At 60.8% G+C, this 806-nt stretch carries 1 protein-coding gene; it reads right to left on the reverse strand.

What is annotated here, in order from left to right; genetic code table 11:
• Positions 1 to 806 (reverse strand): condensation domain-containing protein (locus HX873_RS28435; protein WP_177123540.1); only part of this gene is annotated, 806 nt, incomplete at both ends.

Genomic DNA, 806 nt, shown 5'->3' on the forward strand with positions numbered 1-806 from the left:
GGCGAATCTTCTCTACCGCCTCGACACTGAAGGCATTGCGCAGGAACAGATATTCGATCGACAACTGTTCGCCGAGATTGACCGCCAGGTCCATCGCAAAGTTGGTCACGTCATGGTTACGCGACTCGCCGAAACTCAGGCCGGTGTCCTGTTGCTCACCCAGGCGCTCATCGATCGGGTAGTTTTCAAACACGATGATGCTGTCGAACAGCCCTTGCCCACCCAGCCCCGACCAGCGCTGGATATCCGCCAGCGGCGCGTGTGCGTACTCACGGATGTCCATGTTGCAGGCCTGCAACGCTTGCAGCCACTGATCCAGCGGCTGCGCGGGTTCCAGGGTCTGGATCACCGGTAGCGTATTGATGAACAGCCCCAGGATGTTGTCGGCATTGGCCAACCCCGCAGGACGGCCAGCCACGGTGGCACCGAACACCACAGTGTTCTGCCCGGTAAAGCGTTGCAGCAACAACAGCCACGCGCCCTGGATCAGCGTGTTGGGGGTGATTTGCAAGGCGCGGCAAGCCTGTTGCAGGCGTGCGGTTTGCACCGCATCCCAACGTGAGTAAAGCGCCTGGTGCCCGGGCAAATCCTCGACATGCCGCGGGAACATCGCCTGGTTCAGCGAAGTGGCCTGCTCCAGCGTTGCAAGACGGCTTCTCCAGAAGCCCTCCAGCGCCCGTTGATCCTGGCGTTGCAGCCATTCGATGAACTCGCGGTAACGACCGTTGCGTGTCGGCACGTGGCCCTGGGCATAAAACTGCATTACCTCGCCAAACAGTCGCGAACTGCTCCAGCCGTCCATCAGG

Origin of the sequence: Pseudomonas sp. P7758 (assembly GCF_013386485.1) — a bacterium.
Classification (GTDB): domain Bacteria; phylum Pseudomonadota; class Gammaproteobacteria; order Pseudomonadales; family Pseudomonadaceae; genus Aquipseudomonas.